The organism is Kitasatospora sp. NPDC088783 (assembly GCF_044750705.1).
GTDB classification, from domain to species: Bacteria; Actinomycetota; Actinomycetes; order Streptomycetales; family Streptomycetaceae; genus Kitasatospora; species Kitasatospora fiedleri.
In genome coordinates, this window is record NZ_JBIVKJ010000013.1 from 95028 (window position 1) to 113358 (window position 18331).

General features: G+C 75.9%; 17 protein-coding genes. 9 read left to right on the top strand and 8 right to left on the bottom strand.

Going from position 1 to position 18331, the window contains the following annotated elements:
- The first annotated feature begins 456 nt into the window (after positions 1-456).
- The 4 genes from ACIP60_RS29695 to ACIP60_RS29710 all read left to right on the top strand — a co-directional run bounded on the left by ACIP60_RS29695 (position 457) and on the right by ACIP60_RS29710 (position 3335).
- A complete protein-coding gene (locus ACIP60_RS29695; RefSeq protein ID WP_400690012.1) occupies positions 457-1617 on the top strand; it encodes a M48 family metallopeptidase in 1161 nt (386 codons plus the stop codon).
- Positions 1614-2150, top strand: coding sequence for a hypothetical protein (locus ACIP60_RS29700; protein WP_400690015.1), 537 nt, complete (start codon positions 1614-1616; stop codon positions 2148-2150). Before ACIP60_RS29695 ends, ACIP60_RS29700 begins: the two co-directional genes overlap by 4 nt.
- A complete protein-coding gene (locus ACIP60_RS29705; protein WP_400690018.1) occupies positions 2147-2923 on the top strand; it encodes an MOSC domain-containing protein in 777 nt (258 codons plus the stop codon). Before ACIP60_RS29700 ends, ACIP60_RS29705 begins: the two co-directional genes overlap by 4 nt.
- A 178-nt stretch (positions 2924-3101) precedes the next feature.
- Positions 3102-3335 carry a hypothetical protein gene (locus ACIP60_RS29710; protein ID WP_100840202.1) on the top strand — a complete coding sequence of 78 codons (234 nt, stop codon included), beginning with the start codon at positions 3102-3104 and terminating at the stop codon, positions 3333-3335.
- Here the strand turns inward: ACIP60_RS29710 and cobC are convergent.
- Positions 3301-4344, bottom strand: a complete 1044-nt coding sequence (gene cobC, locus ACIP60_RS29715; RefSeq protein WP_400690022.1) for an Rv2231c family pyridoxal phosphate-dependent protein CobC — start codon at positions 4342-4344, stop codon at positions 3301-3303. The genes ACIP60_RS29710 and cobC overlap by 35 nt on opposite strands.
- A complete protein-coding gene (locus ACIP60_RS29720) occupies positions 4341-4766 on the bottom strand; it encodes a cobalamin biosynthesis protein (protein ID WP_400690025.1) in 426 nt (141 codons plus the stop codon). The genes cobC and ACIP60_RS29720 overlap by 4 nt, the downstream gene beginning before the upstream one ends.
- A gap of 269 nt (positions 4767-5035) precedes the next feature.
- Here ACIP60_RS29720 and ACIP60_RS29725 point away from each other — a divergent pair, with 269 nt between their 5' ends.
- The 4 genes from ACIP60_RS29725 to ACIP60_RS29740 all read left to right on the top strand — a co-directional run bounded on the left by ACIP60_RS29725 (position 5036) and on the right by ACIP60_RS29740 (position 8668).
- On the top strand, positions 5036-5923 hold the full coding sequence (locus tag ACIP60_RS29725; RefSeq protein ID WP_400690028.1) for an alkaline phosphatase family protein: 888 nt from the start codon (positions 5036-5038) through the stop codon (positions 5921-5923).
- Between the two features lie 6 nt (positions 5924-5929).
- Positions 5930-7231 (top strand): MFS transporter, encoded by a 1302-nt coding sequence (locus ACIP60_RS29730; RefSeq protein WP_400690031.1) that lies wholly within the window; start codon positions 5930-5932, stop codon positions 7229-7231.
- A gap of 90 nt (positions 7232-7321) precedes the next feature.
- Positions 7322-8425, top strand: coding sequence for a TolB family protein (locus tag ACIP60_RS29735; protein ID WP_400690034.1), 1104 nt, complete (start codon positions 7322-7324; stop codon positions 8423-8425).
- A 66-nt stretch (positions 8426-8491) separates the two neighbouring features.
- Positions 8492-8668 carry a hypothetical protein gene (locus tag ACIP60_RS29740; RefSeq protein ID WP_400690037.1) on the top strand — a complete coding sequence of 59 codons (177 nt, stop codon included), beginning with the start codon at positions 8492-8494 and terminating at the stop codon, positions 8666-8668.
- On the opposite strand, the gene ACIP60_RS29745 is transcribed toward ACIP60_RS29740, so the two are convergent.
- From ACIP60_RS29745 to ACIP60_RS29765, 5 genes are all read right to left on the bottom strand, one after another.
- Positions 8665-9156, bottom strand: a complete 492-nt coding sequence (locus tag ACIP60_RS29745) for an SUKH-3 domain-containing protein (RefSeq protein WP_400690039.1) — start codon at positions 9154-9156, stop codon at positions 8665-8667. The genes ACIP60_RS29740 and ACIP60_RS29745 overlap by 4 nt on opposite strands.
- Positions 9153-12956, bottom strand: a complete 3804-nt coding sequence (locus ACIP60_RS29750) for an RHS repeat-associated core domain-containing protein (protein WP_400690042.1) — start codon at positions 12954-12956, stop codon at positions 9153-9155. The genes ACIP60_RS29745 and ACIP60_RS29750 overlap by 4 nt, the downstream gene beginning before the upstream one ends.
- A complete protein-coding gene (locus tag ACIP60_RS29755; RefSeq protein ID WP_400690045.1) occupies positions 12953-13678 on the bottom strand; it encodes a WXG100 family type VII secretion target in 726 nt (241 codons plus the stop codon). The genes ACIP60_RS29750 and ACIP60_RS29755 overlap by 4 nt, the downstream gene beginning before the upstream one ends.
- Before the next feature lie 170 nt (positions 13679-13848).
- A complete protein-coding gene (locus ACIP60_RS29760) occupies positions 13849-14331 on the bottom strand; it encodes an OsmC family protein (RefSeq protein WP_100840195.1) in 483 nt (160 codons plus the stop codon).
- Between the two features lie 5 nt (positions 14332-14336).
- On the bottom strand, positions 14337-14987 hold the full coding sequence (locus ACIP60_RS29765; RefSeq protein ID WP_400690047.1) for a GntR family transcriptional regulator: 651 nt from the start codon (positions 14985-14987) through the stop codon (positions 14337-14339).
- A gap of 148 nt (positions 14988-15135) precedes the next feature.
- Here ACIP60_RS29765 and ACIP60_RS29770 point away from each other — a divergent pair, with 148 nt between their 5' ends.
- Positions 15136-16857 carry a DUF4190 domain-containing protein gene (locus tag ACIP60_RS29770; protein ID WP_400690050.1) on the top strand — a complete coding sequence of 574 codons (1722 nt, stop codon included), beginning with the start codon at positions 15136-15138 and terminating at the stop codon, positions 16855-16857.
- Between the two features lie 96 nt (positions 16858-16953).
- On the opposite strand, the gene ACIP60_RS29775 is transcribed toward ACIP60_RS29770, so the two are convergent.
- Positions 16954-18324 (bottom strand): cobyrinate a,c-diamide synthase, encoded by a 1371-nt coding sequence (locus ACIP60_RS29775; RefSeq protein ID WP_400690242.1) that lies wholly within the window; start codon positions 18322-18324, stop codon positions 16954-16956.
- Positions 18325-18331 lie beyond the last annotated feature (7 nt).

Consider the following 18331-nt stretch of genomic DNA (forward strand, 5'->3'; position numbering starts at 1 on the left):
AGCGCCGGGTCGGTGACGGTTGGTGCGCCGGGTCGGTGGTGGAGGCCGTCAGGTCCCGTCGGTCGGGGTCGCCCGCCGGGGGCAGCGGATGGCGCGGACGGCGCGGAAGACAGGGACGGCACGCCGGGACGGCCGCCTGGCCGGGCCTCGCCCCGAGCGGTTTTCCACCGGTCCGGGCCTTCCGCCGGGCGGCGGCGCGGATGTCCGTCGGGCTGCGCCCGGGCCCCGGACCGGTGCGAACTCGTCCGTGTGCTGCGTGCGTCGGAACTCCGGCCGGGCGGGGCGCGGTGGGCGCCGGAGTGGGGGGAGGGACCCGCCGAGGCGGCCGTCCCGTCGGGGCGAGCGCCGCCGGGCTGCCCGGTCCGGACCGGTTCGGACCGGCTCCGGTCTTCGGCCGGTGCACGGTCGGGCCGCGCACCCCCTCCCGAGGGGCGTCGCGGGCCCTAGGCTGGGCCCATGACCGACACCGCGCCCGCTGATGCCGACTTCACCCCGGGGGAGCTGGCCCGGGGCCGGGCGCTGCGTCGGGCCCGGTTGCCGTGGGCGCTGGGTGGGCAGGTGGCCGGGTTGGTGCTGAGCGTGGTGCTCGGTTTCACCGCGGCCGGGGCGGGCCTGGTGGGTGTGGTCGGTGGCTGGTTCGGGGGTGGCTGGGCGGCCGAGGTGGTGGCGGGGAGTGCGGCGCTGGTGCTGCTCGGCCGGGTGGTGGCGTTGCCGTTCTCGGCCCGGGTGCGGGCGGTGTCCGCCCGGTACGGGCTGGTCACGCAGGGGTGGGGCGGCTGGGCGGTGGACGTGGTGCGCGGCACGGCCGTCACGCTCGCGCTGTTCCTGCCGCTGGCCCTGGGGCTGTACGCGCTGATCGGCCGCTGGCCGGGCCGCTGGTGGGTGCCGGGGGCGGTCGGGGCCGCGCTGCTGGCCGTCGTGCTGTCCTTCCTGCACCCGCTGGTGCTGGAGCCGCTGTTCAACCGGTTCACCCCGCTGCCCGAGGGCGAACTGCGCGCCGCGCTGCTGGAGTTGGCCCGCCGCGACGGCGTCGCGGTGCGCGAGGTGCTGGTCGCCGACGCCTCCCGCCGCACCACCGCGCTGAACGCGTACGTCTCCGGGTTCGGCCCGACCCGGCGGATCGTGGTGTACGACACCCTGCTGTCCACCGCCGAACCGCGCGAGATCGAACTGGTCGCCGCCCACGAACTCGGCCACGTCAAGCACCGGGACGTCGCCACCGGCACCGCCCTGGGCGCGCTCGGCGCGGCCGTCGTGGTGCCGGTGCTGGCCGCCCTGCTGGCCTGGCGTCCGCTGCTGGACGCGGCCGGGGCCGACCGTGCCCAGGACCCGCGCTCCCTCCCGCTGCTGGCCGCCCTGGCGGCCCTGCTCGGTGCGCTCAGCATCCCCGTGCAGTGCGCCGCCAGCCGCCGGATCGAGGCCCGCGCCGACCGGCACGCCCTCGAACTCACCCGCGACGCGGAGCAGTTCATCGCCATGCAGCGCCGCCTCGCGGTCGCCAACATCGCCGACCCGTACCCGCCCCGGGCGGTCGAGCTGCTGCTCGCCACCCACCCCGCCACCGGCCGCCGGATCGCCGCCGCCCGGGCCTGGCTCGCCCGCGAGGAGGCCCGGTGACCCGTCCGCTGCTGCTGCTCGACGTCGACGGCCCGCTCGCCCCGTACGTCGGTCGCCCCTACCGCCGTCCCGAGGGTTACCTCACCCACCGCCTGCCGGTGCGCAGTTGGCGGGAGCGGCAGCGTGCCGCGGGCATCCGCACCCCCAGGCCGCTGCGGGTCTGGCTGCACCCCGGGCACGGCCCGGCGCTGCGCGCCCTGCCCTACGAGCTCGTCTGGGCGACCACCTGGAAGGACGAGGCCAACGAGCACCTCGCCCCGCTCCTCGGCCTGCCCGAACTCCCCTACGTCGACTGGCCGTCCATGCACCACGGCGACCCCGACGGCCTGCACTGGAAGACCCGTCACCTGGTCGCCTGGGCGGCCGGCCGCCCCTTCGCCTGGGTGGACGACGAGATCGAACCGCAGGACACCGCCTGGATCGCCGCCCACCACCCGGCCCCCGCGCTCACCCTGATCGTCGACCACCGCTGCGGGCTGCGCCCCGCCGACTTCGCCGCGCTCACCGACTGGGCTGAGGAGAACGGGAGTTGAGACTCGCCGCACTGCACCGCCACCCGGTCAAGTCGCTGCTCGGCGAGGAGGTCGCCCGGGCCCGGATCGACGCGGGCGGCCTGGACGGCGACCGCCGCTACGCCCTGCTCGACCTCACCGACGGCCGGATCGCCAGCGCCAAGGAGCCCCGCACCTGGCGCCGCCTGCTCACGCTGCGGGCCGAGACGGAGGACGGCGGGGTGCGGATCACCGGCCCCGACGGCGCCGCACTCGACGACGCGGCGATCTCCGCCCTGCTCGGCCGCCCCGTCCGCCTGATCGAGGAGCGCCCGCCCGGGGCGACACTGCGCCGCTCCGTCCCCGAGCAGGTGCTCGCCGCCGGGATCGACGCCGAAGTCGAGTACACCGTGCAGGAGTTCGGCGGGGCGGCGGCGCCCGGCAGCTTCTTCGACTTCGCCCCGCTGCACCTGGTCACCACCGCGAGCCTGGCCGGTGCCCCCGCCGCCCGCTACCGCCCCAACCTGGTGATCGACCACGACGGCGAACCGTACGCCGAGAACGCCTGGATCGGCCGCGAACTCGCCGTCGGCCCCCGCCTGCGCCTGCGGGTCATCGCCGCCACCCCGCGCTGCGCGATCCCCACCCTGGCCCACGGCGCCCTCCCCGCCGACCCGGAGGCGCTGCGCCGCCCCGCCCGGGAGAACCGGGTCCGGCCGCTGCCCGAACTGCCGCCGCTGCCCTGCCTGGGCGCCTACGCCCAGGTCGTCGTCCCGGGGACGGCGGAACCGGGGGACGCGGTCACGCTGTACTGACGGGGCGGTGGGCGCCCGGGAGTTGACGGCCGATCGGGCGGACGGCATGAACCGTCCGCCCCCGGGCACCCGAACCGGTACCAGCCGCCCGGCACCCCCGCCGACGGGGCGATCGGAACGGAGGGCGGGCGCGCCGGGTGCGGCGGCCGGGACGTTCCGCTTCGAAAGGACAGATCGGATGAGCAACCAGGTGATCTCCCCGCGCCGGGCGCTGCTGTGGCCCGTCTTCGTCTTCCTGGTGGTGTACGCCGTCTGGTTCGCCGTCTCGCTGGCCACCGGGCACTCGCTGGCCGCCGCGTTCTCGGCCCCGGTGCTGCTGCTCGGGCCGCTGATCGGCATCCTGGTGGCCCGCTACTACGGGGTGCGCAGGCGGGTGGCTAGCGCGCGGCGAGCGCGGCTCGCAGCGCGGTGAGGAAGGCGTCGGTGGTGGCCGGGTCGCGGACGGCCAGGCGCAGCCAGTCCGGGCCGAGGCCCGGGAAGGTGTCGCCGCGCCGCACGGCGTAGCCCGCTTCGCGCAGGCGGGCGCGGACGGCGTCGGCGCCCGCCAGCCGGACCAGCACGAAGGACGCGGCCGGGGTGCCGTGGACGCGGACGCCGGGGAGCGCGGCCAGCCCGGCCAGCAGGTGCTCGCGGTGGGCGGCGGTGGTGCGCGCGGCGCGGTCCGCCTCGGCCAGGGCGGCCGGGCCGGAGCAGAGTTCGGCGGCGGCCAGCGCGGGCGTGGAGACCGGCCAGAGCGGCTGCGCGGCGGCCAGCGCGGCCACCAGCGGGGCGGGGGCGAGCAGGTAGCCGATCCGCAGGCCGGCCAGGCCCCAGGTCTTGGTGAGGCTGCGCAGCACGACCACGTCGCCGGGCAGGTCGCGGACGGCGGCGAGGCTCTGCGGCTCGCCGGGGTCGGTGTCCATGAAGGCCTCGTCGACCACCAGGGTGCGGCCGGGCCGGGCCAGCGCGGCGAGGGCGGCGGCCGGGTGCAGGACGGAGGTGGGGTTGGTGGGGTTGCCGACCACCACCAGGTCGGCGTCCTCGGGCACCGCGCCGGGCGGCAGGCGGAAGCCCTGCTCGGGCGTCAGCAGGACCCGGTGGACGGGGTGCCCGGCGTCCCGCAGCGCCGCCTCCGGCTCGGTGAACTGGGGGTGCACGACCACCGCGCGGCGCGGTCGCAGCACCCGGGCGAGCAGCACGAAGCCCTCGGCGGCGCCCGCGGTGAGCAGCACCTCCGCGGCGGGCCGGCCGTGCCGGGCGGCGACGGCGGCGCGGGCGGCGGTGCCGTCGGGGTAGGCGGCCAGGTCGCCGAGGGTCGCGGCGAGGCGGGCGCGCAGCCAGGCCGGCGGGGTGCCGGTGCGGACGTTGACGGCGAGGTCGACCAGCCCGGCGGCGCGCACTTCGGCGTCGCCGTGATGGCGCAGATCGGGCTGCTGGTTCACCTGTTGTCCTCCTGGGGCGGTGCGGCGAGCGCGGCGGTGGCCGAGGCGGTGGCGGTGCGCGGGGCGAGCAGGCGTGCGCCGGGCCCGGCCGAGGCGAGCGCGGCGGCTTCGGCGACGCTGGGGGTGCCGACCGCGGCCGCGACCCGGGCGGAGCCGCCGGGCACCGGGACGGCGGCCAGCACGGCGGCCGGGTGACCGGTCAGCGGGACGCCCAACTCCCGTACTGCGGCCCGTAGTCCGGGTTCGTCGAGCTTGCCGTCCAAGGTGGCGGCCAAGGCGAGGGCGGTGCGGTCCAGACCGAGGGAGGACAGCGCCGCGTCGACGGTGCGCAGCAGCTCGGCGGCGGGGGTGCCGCGCCGCAGTCCGAGGCCGAGCACCAGCCGCGGGGCGCGCGCCGGGGGGTCGGGTGCGCCGTCCGCCACGCCCGGCCTCCCGTCCGTTCCGCTCCGTGCCGGTCGTCCGCCGGGCCGCCTGGAATCCCACCATGTCGGTCCGAGCAGGGTCAATCGGGACAGGTGTGAGAAGCGTCGCCCGGTCGGCCGAAAAGCGTCGGCGGGGTGCCGGCGGCCCGCCAACCGTTCGCTTGTTCTTCATGTGTCAAAAGTCCCGGTGGCCACGGACTCCGCCCTAGCCTTTCGGGCGCTCCACCACCCCTGTCCGGCACCTTCCCCGCCCCCGGAGGACCTCCGAGATGTCCGCTCAGCTCAGCCGCCGCGCCAAGCGCCGCCTGACCGCGATCGGCAGTGCCGCCGCCCTCACCGCCGCCTCGTTCGGCCTGTGGGCCGCCACCGGCACCGCCGCGCAGGCCGCCGCGCTGCCCAGCCCCGACCACGTGATCGTCGTGGTGATGGAGAACCACGCCTACAGCCAGGTCGTCGGCAGCTCCAGCGCCCCGTACCTGAACGACACGATCAAGGCCGGCGGCGCCAGCCTGACCCAGTCCTACGGCCTGACCCACCCGTCGGAGCCCAACTACTACATGCTGTTCTCCGGCTCCAACCAGGGCCGCACGGACGACAGCTGCGTCGGCGTCGGCTCGAAGAGCGCGGCCAACCTGGCCTCCGAGCTGATCGCCGCGGGCAAGACCTGGGGCTCGTACAACGAGACCCTGCCCAGCCAGGGCTCCACGGTCTGCTCCAGCGGCAAGTACGCGCAGAAGCACAACCCGTGGTTCGGCTTCTCCAACGTGCCGACCAGCACCGCGTACACCTTCGCCCAGTTCCCCACCGACTACTCGACGCTGCCGAAGGTCTCCTTCGTGGTGCCGAACCTGTGCAGCGACATGCACGACTGCTCGGTCTCCACCGGCGACACCTGGATCAAGAACAACCTCGGCGGGTACGCCAGCTGGGCCAAGACCCACAACAGCCTGCTGATCGTCACCTTCGACGAGGACAACAGCCTCTCCGGCAACCGCATCCCGACCCTGGTCTACGGCCAGCACGTCATCGCGGGCTCCAGCACCTCCACCACCTACAACCACTACAACGTGCTGCGCACCCTGGAGGACCTGGCGGGCCTGAGCACCCACGCCGGCAACGCCGCCTCCGCCACCGACATCACCGGCATCTGGAACTGACGCCCGATGTACCTCGCGGACGCCCGCTCCACCAAGAGTGACCGCGCCGCGGCCGTCGTCCCGGGCACCCGCCCGGGGCGGCGCGCCGCCGTCCCCGGCACCGTGCTCGCGCTCGGCGCGGTCAGCCTGGTCACCGACGTCTCCTCGGAGATGGTCAGCGCGGTCCTGCCGCTGTACGTGGTCACCGCGCTGGGCCTGTCCCCGCTCGGCTTCGGCCTGCTCGACGGCATCAACAACGGCGTCGGCGCGCTGGTCCGGCTGCTCGGCGGCCACTTCGCCGACCGCGGCGGACGCGGCCACAAGCTGGTCGCCGGGCTCGGCTACGGCCTGTCCGCGCTCTGCAAACCGCTGCTGCTGCTGGTCCACACCCTGCCGCTGATCGGCGCCGTGCTGGCGGTCGACCGCACCGGCAAGGGCCTGCGCACCGCCCCGCGCGACGCGATGATCTCGCTGGCCACCGCGCCCGAGCACCGCGGCCGGGCGTTCGGCGTGCACCGCGCGATGGACACCACCGGCGCGCTGATCGGCCCGCTGCTGGCCTTCGCGGTCCTGCGGATCGCCGACGACCGGGCCGAACGGTCCTCCTACGGCGCGGTGTTCACGGTCTCCGGCTGCGTCGCGGTGCTCGGCGTGCTGCTGCTGGTGCTGTTCGTCCCGGCCCGGCCCACCCGGGACGGCCAGGCCGCCGCCGCCCCGACCGGGCCCCGGCCCACCCTGCGCGACGCGCTCGCCCTGCTGTCCCGGCCCGCGCTGCGCCGGCTCACCCTGGCCGCCGTGCTGCTCGGCCTCACCACCGTCAGCGACTCCTTCCTCTACCTGCTGCTCCAGCGCCAACTCGACCTGCCCGCCCACCTGTTCCCGCTGCTACCGCTCGGCACCGCCGCGGTCTTCCTGCTGCTCGCCGTCCCGCTCGGCCTGGCCGCCGACCGGATCGGCCGCCGCACCCTGTTCCTGCTCGGCCACGCCGTCCTGCTCGGCGGCTACGCGGTGGTCCTCTCCCCGCTGCGCGGGCTGCCCGCCGCGGCACTGGTCCTGCTGCTGCACGGCACCTTCTACGCCGCCACCGACGGCGTGCTGGCCGCCGCCACCGCCGCCACCGTCCCCGACGACCGGCAGGGCGCCGGCCAGGCCCTGGTCGGCACCGGCCAGGCGCTGGCCCGCTTCACCTGCTCACTGGCCTTCGGCGCCGCCTGGTCGGTCTGGGGCCCCCGCCCCGCCCTCGCCGTCACCGCGGCGGCCCTCGCCGCGACCGCCCTCGCCGCCACCCGGCTGCTGCGCCCCACCACCGGCCCGGCCGAGACCGCCTGACCGGCCGTCACCCGTACCGACCCGACCCCGTACCGACCCCCGCACCGACCCGCCCCGTACGCCCCGCACCCCCGCCCGGAGGGCACTGGCATGACCGCTCCCGCCGCCGTCGACCCCGACCCCGGTTCCGCCCCCGGCCCCGACGCGTCCGCGACCGCCCCCGACGGCCCCGCGTCCGTCCGGCGCAAGCTGCTGGTGCTGCTGCTCGCCGTGCTGCTGCTGGCCACCGTCGGCACCGTCGCGGTGCGGTACGCCGCTCAGCGCTCCGACCGCCGCGACCAGGAGCAGGCGGGCGGGCCGCCGGTGCACGAGGGGAGCGTCGCGCTGGACGCGTCCGGCGGGCGGCGGCTGCTGATCCGCAACCTGGCCTGGGGCCCGCACCGCGACGAGGTCGCCGCGGTGCCCGCCGACGACCCGGACGGGCCGCGCACCGCGTCCGGGGTCAAGTGCCTGCGCTTCCACGCCGCCGGCGGCACCGGCATCTGCCTGCAGGCCGAGCGCGGCGCGCTGGACGACACCTACCACGCCTCGGTGCTGGACTCCGCGCTGCACGAGGTCCGGCGCTTCCCCGCCCCGGGCATCCCGACCCGGGCCCGGGTCTCCCCGTCCGGGCACCTGGTCGGCTGGACGGTGTTCGTCAGCGGCGACTCGTACGCGGGCACCGACTTCTCCACCCGCACCGCGATCGTCGACACCCGCGACTGGACGTTCTACGACAACCTGGAGAACTTCCGGGTGATCCGGGACGGGCACCAGGTGCAGGCCGCCGACGTCAACGTCTGGGGCGTGACCTTCGCCGACGACAGCGGCTTCTACGCGACGGTCGCCACCGGCGGCCGGACCTACCTGGTCAGGGGCGACCTGGCGGCCCGCACGCTCACCACCCTGCACCAGAACGTCGAGTGCCCCTCGCTGTCGCCGGACGGCACCCGGGTCGCCTACAAGAAGCGGGTCGCCGACGCGGACCCGGCCGCCCCGTGGCGGCTGTACGTGCTGGACCTGGCCACCATGACCGAGACCGCGACCGCCGAGCAGCGCAACATCGACGACCAGGCGCTCTGGTCCGACGACCACACCCTGCTCTACTCGATGCCCGGCGACTACGGCTCCGACCTGTGGACCGTCCCGGCCGACGGCACCGGCGCGCCCGCGCTGCTGGTCCGCTCCGCGGTCGCCCCGGCCTACCTGGGCTGACGGCGCAACCATCCCGAGAGACTTGCAAATTGACGGCTTGACGGCCGGACCGGGTTCGGCGTCTTCGTGCCGGTCTCCTGGCGCGGCCCGGTCCTGCGCCTCCCGCACCGGCCGGGCGGGCCGGTCGCGGCGGCCCCGCTGCGGTGGATCACCGCGCTGACCGCGCTGACCGCCGCCGCCGGGCCGGCCGGCCTGCACCGCCGTGACCTGGGCCGACCGGCCGGGTGCCCGGACCGGAGCTAACCGGCGGCGGGCGCCGGCGGGTCGGGCCAGAAGAACGTCCGGTCGTAGTCGGCGGCGACCAGGCGCCGGACCGCCTCCGCGAAGCCGTGGCCGACCCGCTGGAAGCCGGCGTCGCCGACCAGCAGCACGTCGCCGTCCTCGGCGAGCAGCAGTGCCTCCTCGGTGCCGAAGGCGGTGCCGACCAGGGCCACCTGCTGCCCCAGGCGCCGGGACCAGATCCCCACGCTGCGCGGGAAGGCGTGGGTGGACTCCAGGGTCGGCCCGGTCGCGGTGGTCAGGGCCGTCTCGGCGCCGCGGAACCGCCAGGTCACCGTCAGCCCGCCCCAGGCGGCCAGGAACTCCCGCAGCCGGTCGGTGACCTGGTAGCCCTCCTCGGCGTAGTCCGCGCACGCCCGCTCCGGGTCGAACGGGTGGACCTCGACCTCCGCCGCGCCGCCCAGCGCCTCCCGCAGGGCCGGGACGCCCGTGCGCCCGTCGGTGCCGCTCATCCGGTCAGTACCTCGCCTCCGAAGTGGGGGACCCAACTTCCGCAGTTCTCGCACATCTTGAACTTCTTGCCCTTGGTGTTGACGGTGACCAGGTCGATGTTCTTCGGGTCCGCGCCGTCCTTGGCCGCGTTGGTGAACATCCGCGGCTCGCCGCACACCCCCGGCGGCCGGCCGTCGGTGCGCTGCGACTCGGCGGGCATCGCCTCGTTGACCTTCTGGTGGTGCCCGGTCTCCGGGCCGCTCTCACCGTAGTAGGTCCTGCCGGTGGTGCGGTCGCGGCCCACCGTGTAGGCGCCCGGCGGCGTCTCGTCCTCGCCGAGCCCGGCGGCGACCTGCTGGGCGCGTTTCTTGCCCAGCTCCATCAGTTCCTTCTTGAGGTCGCCGGACGCCTCCGGCATCAGGCCGAGCGGGTCGGCCCAGGTGTGCGGGTTGTGGACGTACGCGTGCGGGTTGGGCGCGGGGCTGAGGCCGAGCGGGTCGGGGCTGGTGTAGCGGGCCGTCTCGGGGTCGTAGTAGCGGTTGAGGTTGTAGTGGAGCCGGGTCTCCGGGTCGAAGTACTGGCCGGGGAAGCGCAGCGGGGTGTACGTGGTGCTGTCGCCGGGCCAGGTGGTGTGGCCCCACACGGTGGGAGTGGCCCGCCAGGCGATGGTGTCGGTGGCCGGGTCGACGAGTTCGGTGGGGGTGCCGACCAGGTCGGTGACGATGGCGAAGAAGCGCCGGTCGACCTGCTCCCGGTCGGTGATGGTCTCGGTCTGGGCGAGCGGCTGGAGGCCCTTGTGGTCCCAGCTGAGGGTGTGCGGGCCGGGCAGGTAGGGCGCCGAGGTGGTCTGCTCGACCAGGACGGAGCCGTCCCAGGTGAACTCGGTGCGCTCCTCGACGGTGACCCCGTCGGCGGCCAGCCGGTGCTTGGCGGTCCGCCGCCCGAACGGGTCGTACAGGTAGCGCCAGCGGGTGCCGTCGGGGGTGGTGACGCCGGTGAGGCGGTCCTCGCCGTCCCAGCTGTAGTGCCAGGTGTCGGGCTTCCGCGACAGCCGGGTGACCTGCCGCAGGACGGTGCGCCCGGCGGCGTCGTGCTCGTAGCGGACCCGGCCGGCGGCGGTGAGCCGGGTGCCGGTGTGGACGCGGGTGCCGCGGGCGGCCTCGGTGGCGCCGGTGGCGGGCCAGTCGGCCTCGGTGAGGTTGCCGACCGGGTCGTAGGCGTAGCTCTCGGTCCAGCCCTCGGCCCGGACGGCGGTGACCCGGTCGGCGGCGTCGTGCTCGAAGGTGCGCAGGCCGTTCAGCCGGTCGTCGACGCCGGTCAGCAGGCCGTCGGCGCGGTAGGCGTAGTCGCGGCGCTGCAGGACGTCCCGCTCGGAGCGCAGGATCTGGCCGGTCAGCCGGTGCTCGGTGTCCCAGCTGCTGGCCAGGGTCAGCCGTTCGCCGAGGGAGCGTTCGAGTTCCCGGCCGACCTCGTCGTAGCGGAACTCCAGGGTGCCGGCGGCGGTGGCCAGCGCGGTCCGGCGGCCCTCCGGGTCGTAGGCCCAGTCGCTGGCGTGGCCGGCCGGGGTGGTGCGGCGCACGCTGCGGCCCAGCGGGTCGCGGGTGTGGGTGAGGGTGCGGCCGTCGACCGTCTCGGTGAGGACGCGGCCCAGCGCGTCGACGGTGCGCAGCACCTCGGCGTCCGGTCCGGTGGCCCGCAGCAGGTGCCCGGCCGGGTCGTAGGCGTAGGTGGTGGCGGCCCCGTCGACGTCCTTGGCGACCACCTGCCCCAGCAGGTCGTAGGCGTAGCGGACCAGGCTGCCGGTCGGGGTGGTGCGGGCGACCACCTGCCCGGCCGCGTCCAGCTGGTAGCCGACCGTCCGGCCGTCGAAGTCGCGCTCGCCGACCAGCCGCCCGGCGGCGTCGTACGCGTAGCTCCACCGGCGGCCCAGCGGGTCGGTGACGGCCACCAGGTTCATGTCGGCGTCGTAGTCGAAGACCAGCCGGGTGCCGTCGGGGTCGGTCCGGGCGGCGACCGTCTCGAACGGGGTGTACTCGTACCTGGTGGCCCGGCCCAGCCCGTCGGTGCGGACCAGCAGGTTGCCCTCGTCGTCGTACGTCCAGGTCTCGGTGGTGCCGTCGGGCGCGGTGCAGGCGCGCAGCCGGCCCTCGGGGGTCCACTCCAGCCGGGTGACGGCGCCCAGCGGGTCGGTGACGGCGGTGATCCGGCCGAAGGCGTCCCGCCGGTAGCGGGTGGTGGCGCCGTCCCGGTCGGTGATCTCGACCGGGAGGCCGGCCGGGTTGCAGCGCACCAGGGTGGAGTGGCCCAGCGGGTCGGTGACGGCGGCCAGGTGGCCGTCCTCGTCGTACCGGTAGCGGGTGGTGGCGCCGGTCGGCTCGGTGACCGAGGTGCGCCGACCGGCCGCGTCGTAGGTCTGGCGCCAGGTCAGGCCGCCCGGCCGGGTGATCTCGGTGGGCAGGCTGGTGTCGCCGAAGTACGCCGCGGTGGACCGCTCGCCGTCCGGGCGGGTGACGGCGGTCAGGTCGCCGACGCCGTCGTGGGCGAAGTGCGTGGTGCGGCCGAGCGGGTCGGTGCGCGACAGCAGCCGGTCGTGCGCGTCGCGTTCGAAGCGGGTGGTGTTCCCGAGCGGGTCGGTGATCGCGGTGATCTGGTGGCGCTCGTTGACGGTGTAGGTGGTGGTGTGCCCGAGGGCGTTGGTCTCCGTGGTGGTCCGCAGGCCGGTGTCCGGGTCCGGTTCGCCGTACCCGAAGCGGAAGCGCAGGGTGCCGTCGGCGGCGCCCTCGTCGGTGACCCGGTCCCGGGCGTCGTAGCTGTAGCGGTACTCGGTGCCGTTGCGGTCGGTCCAGGCGGTGATCCGGCCGGCGGCGTCGTTGCCGAACCGCAGCGGCTTGCCGGAGGAGTCGTAGACCGAGCTCAGGTGCCCGTCGGTGTAGCCGTACCGGGCCAGCAGCAGGTCGCGGCCCTCCTCGCCCGCGCCGGCCAGGCGCAGCGCGGTGATCCGGCCGCCGTCGACGGTCACCAGCACCTGGTAGCCGCCGGAGTGGGTGAGCGAGAGCGGGACGCCGTCGGCGTCGTGGACGAGGTCCACCCGGTGGCCGGAGCGGTCCCGGACGGCGGTCAGCAGGGCGACGTCCCCGGCCGGGCGGCGGGTGAACTCCTTGACCAGGCCCCCGGCGCGGTCGGTCAGCGTGTAGCCGCCGCCGTCCGGGGCGAGCGCGAGGTCCAGCCGGGCGCCGGCGCCGGCCTGGCTGGGCTCGCCGGGCGCGGGGTGCGGATACGCCTGGGCGGTGCGGTCGGGGGTGAGGTGGACGACGCCCTCGGCGTCGATCTCCAGCCGCTCGTCGAAGGTGCAGGCCCACGCCGGGCCCATCCACCAGCCGGCCCGGTGGTCGGACTCGTAGGAGCGCTTGAACAGCAGCGGCAGCGCGCCGGGCAGGGCGACGTCCTGCTGCTCGATGAACATCACGCCGGTCGCCACGTCGACCGGCTCGCCGCCCTGGCAGCGCGACTCGGGCGGCCGGCCCGGCCGGTGCGGGTCCGCCACCCGCTCGCGGCCCCGGCCCTCGTTGTGCGGGGCGGACCCGCGCCCGCCGCCGCCCGAACGGGGGTGCGGGACGCCGTCCCCGCCCTCGCCCTTGAGGATCTTCTCCAGGTCCTTGACGTGCTTCTGCTCGATCTCGCGGGTGTTCTTGGCGACGGTCCTCAGGTTGTCGCCGGCCTTGCGGTAGAAGGACTTCAACGCCTTGCCGGCGTCCTCGGCGAGTGTCCTGCCGAGCTTCTGCGCGCCGTGTTCGAGTGCTCTGACGATCTGGTTGCTCACTCGAAGCTCACTCCCGCGATCTTCGACTGGAAGACCTGGGCGTGGCCGGCGACGGTCTCGGCGTGGTCGTGCATGGTGCGGGCGTGTTCGTCCAGGGCGTCCGGGTCGATGCGGAAGCCGGTGCCGCCCGCGCCGCCGGCGGAGACGCCGAGCGCGCCTTCGGCGGCCTGGAAGACCATGCCCTGGACGGCGTTGGCGACGGTGTCCACCAGCGGGTTGATGGCGGCTTCCACCACCTGGCCGATGACGTACTGCTCCAACTGCTGTTCCAGGTAGTTGATCAGGCGTTTGGCGGCCTCCTCGATCAGGAGCACCGCGGCTTCGGCCGCGCCGAGGGTGGCGATCGCGGCGGCCTGGTCGGCGACGAACGCGGCGGCCAGCGCGACCAGTTCGGCGATGGTCTCCACCTTCATCGCCACGATCACGTCCGCCGCCGCGTCCAGCGCCTGCGCCACCACGTGGCAGGCCTGGACGAGTTCGTTCAGGTGCTGGTCGGAGACGGCCGCCCACTTGGCGAGCAGCGCCTCGTAGGAGGCGCCCTCGTAGGCCTGGCCCAGCTGCTGGATCGTCGCCGTGGACTGCTGGTGCGAGGCGTCCACGTTCTCCGCGAACTCCCGCACGTGGCCCGCGAACTCGCGGACCTTGTCCTCGTTCACCGTCGGCCAGTTGATGCCGATGATCGAGAGGAAGTCCACCACCTCGCCGGGCAGTTCGATCGCCATGGTGCCCCCGTTTTCCTGACCTGCACGTGTGCGTGAGTGCCAAAATACCCGGACGTACCGACCGGCGGAACGGTTGCCCGGCGGCGCGGGCGCCGGTGCGGCCGGTCAGCCGGTTGCCCAGCCGGTCCGGTCAGCCGGCGGCGCGGACGGTCGTTCAGCCGGTCAGCCGGTCAGCCGGCCGGCCGGACGGTCACCACCGGCTCGTGGCGGACCGGGAAGTTCACCGAGGAGGCGATGAAGCAGTCCCGGGACGCCGGGCCGTGCAGGGCCAGCGCCTGGGCGCGCATCGACTCCTCGGCGACCTCGATCCGCGGGCGGAGCACCACCTCGGTGAACCGGCCGCCGTTGCCCTCGGTGCGCATGGTGCCGGTGGAGTCGTCCGCGTAGGAGCGGACCACGACGCCGTTGACCGCGCAGTGGTGCAGGTAGGAGAGCAGGTGGCACTGGGCCAGCGCGGCCAGCAGCAGCTGCTCCGGGTTCCACCGGGAGCGGTCGCCGCGGAAGGTCGGGTCGGCGCTGCCCAGGACGTCCGGCAGGCCCTCGGCCGAGACCGTGTGGTCCCGGGCGTAGGAGCGGTAGTGGTCGGTGCCGGTGCCGAGGTCGCCGGTCCACTCGACCCGGACCGCGTAGTGGTGGTCGTGGGAGAAGGCCATGCGGGTCACTCCGTGTCGTCGGGCGCGGCCGGTCGGTCGGCCGCGCAGGTGTCCAGGACGTGCCGGCGGGCCGCCGCGGCGGCGGCGGCCCCGTCCCCGGCGGTGATCGCGGTGAGCAGGTCGCGGTGCTGGGCGTCGACCAGGGCGGTGCGGCCGGGCGGGCCGAGGGTGCGCCGGGTGGAGACCTGGATCTGGTCCCACAGCCGGTCCAGGCTGTGCAGCGCCACCGGGTTGGCCGCCAGCTCGGCGACCCGCCGGTGGAAGGCCCGGTTCAGCCGCACCGCCGCGGTCAACTCCCCGTCCACGGTGGCCCGGTGGGTGCGGTCGGCGAGCGCGGCCAGGTCGGTCAGCTCGGCCGGGGCCAGCCGCCCCGCCCGCTGCCGCTCGGCCGCCAGCTCGGCCGTCAGCGCCTCCAGCGCGGCCCGCACCCGGTAGACGTGCACCAGCTCCGCACCGTCCAGCCGCACCACCCGCACGCCCCGCCCGGCCGGGGCCAGCAGCCCGTCCGAGGCCAGCGCCCGGAACGCCTCCCGCACCGGTGTGCGGCTCACCCCCAGCGTCCCGGCGACCTCCACCTCGCCCAGCCGGGAGCCCGGCGGGTAGTGGCCGTCCAGGATCAGTTCCCGCAGTCGCACGCGGGTGCTCTCGGTCTGCACCGGGCCAGCGTAGAGCGCTGCATGCATTGCATGCAATGACCATGTGCCTGCGGCACAGCCGCAGGTGGGGAACTCGGTGGGGCGCCGACGGCCCGGTCCGCTATATTCGCGCAGCCTCGACCCGTTTCACTCGCAGGGGGGACCATTCATGCCGCTCGACCAGGAGGGCACCGGGAAGGACGGCCCGGCCGACGCCCGGGCCGACGCCCGGGACGGCGCTCCGGCCGCCCCGCCTGCCCTCTCGCTGGAGAAGCCCGCCGCCGTGGCCGCCGAGGCCGCTGAGGCGGGGCCGGGGCCGGGGGCGGGAGCACAGGTGAAGGCGGAGGCGGAGGCGGGCGCCGGGCCGACCGCTGAGGCCCAGCGGAGCGTCCCCGCCGTCTCCTTCGCGAAGCGCGACACCGCCGAGCCCGTCGCCGACGCCGTACCCGTCGCCGAGCCCGCCGCGGATGCCGCCGCCGCGCCCGTCGCCCCGCAGCCGGTCAACCCGTGGGCGCTGCCCGCCCCCGGCGCTGCCCCCGAGGCGGCCGCCGCGGCTCCCGCTCCCGTGCCCTCGCCCGCTCCCGTGCCCGCCGCCAACCCGTGGGCGGCCCCCGCACCCGGCGCCACGGCCCCCGCGGCCGGTGCGGCGGAGACCGGGGCGGCCGGGCCCGCCGCCAACCCGTGGGCCCCCGCCCCGGACGGCCGGCAGCCGTGGGGGAGCGGTGCCTTCCCGCCCCCGCAGGGCCCGTACCCCGGCCCGGGCCCGTACCCCGGCCAGGTGCTCGGTCAGGTGCCCGGCCAGGTGCCGGGTCAGTTCGGGAACGCCGGCTACCCGGCGTTCCCGCAGCAGCGGTCGCTGTACACCAACGGGCTGGCCATCGCCTCGTTGGTGGTGAGCTTCCTGTGCTTCTTCGGCACCGCCGCCGTCATCATGGGCCCGATCGCGCTGCGCCAGATCAAGCGGACCGGCGAGCGCGGCCGGGGCCTGGCGGTCTCGGCCATCGTGATCGGCTCGATCTGGGCGGTGCTCTTCGCGGTGGTGCTGGTCGCCAACGCCCTCGACCCGGCCTCCGGGCAGGACGACGGCGACGGCCGCCCCACCTCCACCCGCAACGGCTCCGCGGTGGTGCCGGCCGCCTCCGCGCTGCGGCTGGAGGTCGGCGAGTGCTTCGACCTGGTCGGGACGCTGGTGACCAAGCGGATCGACTGCGCGCAGCCGCACAAGGGCGAGGTCTTCTGGACCGGCATCCCGGTCGAGACGGGTGACTACCCGTCCACGAGCGTGCTGGAGGACGAGGCGGAGAAGGGCTGCTCCGACCACGTCGACCAGTACGTGATGGACACCTGGACGCTCGGCGACTCGCTGGACTACCGCTACGTCTACCCCGACCGGAACAGCTGGGACGCGGTCGGCGGCCGGCGGCTGGTCTGCTTCTTCACCGACAGCGAGCCGCTCACCGCCCCGCTGCGCAAGGACCAGACCACCCTGACCTCCGACCAGCTGCACCTGCTGCTGGCCACCAACCAGTTCGACCGGGCCTGGGCCGAGGCCCCGAACGAGGACCTCGACGTCGCGGACGACCCGGCGGCGTTCCGCACCTGGGCCGACGGGCTGGCCGCCGCCGCCGACAAGCAGGCCGCGCTGCTCGCCGGGGCGCAGTGGACCACCGCCGACCGGAAGACCGTCGACCGGCTGGTGGGCGAGTCCAGGGAGGCCGCCCGGCACTTCCGGGCCGCCGGGAAGCTGACCGGCGCCGAGGACGTCGAGCGCGAGCTGACGGCCGGCTACCAGCACCTGGGCGACGACCTGATCCTCGACCTGCGGCGCGGGCTGGGCCTGGCCACCCACGACCAGGAGCCCGCCAAGCACCCCTCGAACCAGGCGGTCTGACCCCGCCGCGTCCCGCGCCGACCCACCGGGGCCGGGTGACACCCCGTCACCCGGCCCCGGCCGCGTCCGGCCCAGGTCACCCGCCCGCGTCCGGGTTCAGCCCCGCCCGGCCGCCCACGCGGCGGCGTGCCGGACCAGCCGGGCGGGCAGCGCGGGCGCGCCGGTCCAGTGCAGGTGCAGGTAGGAGGCGTGCACCGAGCCGTGCAGGTGGCCCTCGGTGTGCGGGCCGGCGGGGGTGCGCCAGCCCCAGGCGGGGGACGGGCCGGCCGCCGGGTCGGTGGCGGTGCGGTGGAACTCGTGGCCGCGCACCCGGGTGCCGGCCGCCGCCAGCGGCGAGTCGGCGAGCGCCACCGCCTCCCGGTAGCCGAGGGTCAGCCGGGGCGTCATCCGGGCCGTGGAGTCCAGCACCCCGCACATCGGCAGGCCGTCCAACTCCCGCCCCAGGTACAGCAGTCCGGCGCACTCGCCGACCACCGGCGCGCCGCTCGCGGCCAGTGCGGCGACCGCCCCGCGCAGCGCCGCGTTGGCGCTCAGCTCGGTGACGTACACCTCGGGGAAGCCGCCGCCGATCACCAGCGCGGCCGTCCGCTCGGGCAGCCGCTCGTCGTGCAGCGGGTCGAACGGCACCACCTCGGCCCCGGCGGCGGCCAGCAGTTCGGCGTTCTCCGCGTACGAGAAGGAGAACGCCGCGCCGCCCGCCAGCGCGACCCGCGGTCGGGGCCCGGTGAGCGGCTCGACCTCGGCCGCCGGGTCCCAGGGCGCGGCGGACAGCGGCGGGGCGGTGCGGGCCAGCGCCAGCACCGCGTCCAGGTCGACCGACCGGCCGACCAGTTCGCCCATCTCGCGCACCGCCCGCAGCGCCTCCGCCGAGCGCTCCACGGCCGGCACCAGGCCCAGGTGCCGGGACGGCGTGTCGACCGCCCCGGCCCGGCGCACCGCGCCCAGCACCGGCACCCCGGAGCCCTCCTCCAGGGCCTCGCGCAGCAGCGTCTCGTGCCGGTCGGAGGCGACCTTGTTCAGGATCACCCCGGCCAGCCGGACCTCAGGGTCCCAGGACGCGAAGCCGTGCACCAGCGCCGCCACCGACCGGGACTGCGAGGAGGCGTCCACCACCAGCACCACCGGCGCCCGCAGCAGCTTCGCCACCTGCGCCGTGGACGCCAGCTCGCCCCGCCCGGCCGCTCCGTCGTACAGGCCCATCACGCCCTCGACCACCGCGACGTCCGCCCCGGCCGCGCCGTGCGCGAACAGCGGGGCGATCCGCTCCGGGCCGCTCATCCAGGCGTCCAGGTTGCGGCCCGGGCGCCCGGCGGCCAGCGCGTGGTAGCCGGGGTCGATGTAGTCCGGTCCGACCTTGTGCGGGGAGACCGCCAGCCCGCGCGCGGCCAGCGCCGCGATCAGTCCGGTGGCCACCGTGGTCTTGCCCGCGCCCGAGGAGGGTGCGGCGACCACCAGGCGGGGTATCACGTCGTTC

Coding starts and splice junctions, on each gene's coding strand:
- ACIP60_RS29695 (WP_400690012.1), top strand. CDS start 457: ATGACCGACACCGCGCCCGCTGATGCCGACTTCACCCCGGGGGAGCTG.
- ACIP60_RS29710 (WP_100840202.1), top strand. CDS start 3,102: ATGAGCAACCAGGTGATCTCCCCGCGCCGGGCGCTGCTGTGGCCCGTC.
- ACIP60_RS29725 (WP_400690028.1), top strand. CDS start 5,036: ATGTCCGCTCAGCTCAGCCGCCGCGCCAAGCGCCGCCTGACCGCGATC.
- ACIP60_RS29730 (WP_400690031.1), top strand. CDS start 5,930: ATGTACCTCGCGGACGCCCGCTCCACCAAGAGTGACCGCGCCGCGGCC.
- ACIP60_RS29735 (WP_400690034.1), top strand. CDS start 7,322: ATGACCGCTCCCGCCGCCGTCGACCCCGACCCCGGTTCCGCCCCCGGC.
- ACIP60_RS29745 (WP_400690039.1), bottom strand. CDS start 9,156: ATGAGCGGCACCGACGGGCGCACGGGCGTCCCGGCCCTGCGGGAGGCG.
- ACIP60_RS29755 (WP_400690045.1), bottom strand. CDS start 13,678: ATGGCGATCGAACTGCCCGGCGAGGTGGTGGACTTCCTCTCGATCATC.
- ACIP60_RS29760 (WP_100840195.1), bottom strand. CDS start 14,331: ATGGCCTTCTCCCACGACCACCACTACGCGGTCCGGGTCGAGTGGACC.
- ACIP60_RS29770 (WP_400690050.1), top strand. CDS start 15,136: ATGCCGCTCGACCAGGAGGGCACCGGGAAGGACGGCCCGGCCGACGCC.